Source organism: Aquabacterium sp. A08, from assembly GCF_011742065.1.
Genome location: NZ_JAAQQT010000100.1, coordinates 1 through 305 on the forward strand (window position 1 = coordinate 1; position 305 = coordinate 305).

Annotated in this window: 1 pseudogene; it reads right to left on the bottom strand. The window is 73.1% G+C overall.

Annotation, left to right across the window (positions count from 1 at the left end):
• Positions 1 to 2: 2 nt before the first annotated feature.
• Positions 3 to 305 (bottom strand): annotated as a pseudogene (locus HA630_RS00575) (tetratricopeptide repeat protein); the annotation flags it as partial.

The window sequence follows — 305 nt, forward strand, 5'->3', positions numbered from 1 at the left end:
GTTTACCGAGGCGGGGCGGAAAAGGTTTCACGGCCGTCCACCGCACCGGTGCGTGCGGCGGCCAGAGCGCGCACCTTGTCGCGCGCTTCGGGGCCGATGCCCGGCGACGCCAACAGCCGTTCGGCCAGTTCGGGGTTGCCGGTCATGTGGTGGTACAGGGCCAGGTTCGCCAGGGCGCGGGCATCTTGCGGCGCCAGTTCGGCGGCGGTAAACAGGGGGTTGCGGGCCTGGGCCCAGCGGCCGCGTTGCAGCAGGGCGTAGCCCAGGTCGCCCAGCACCACCGCGTCGGTGGGCTGCAGGCGGGC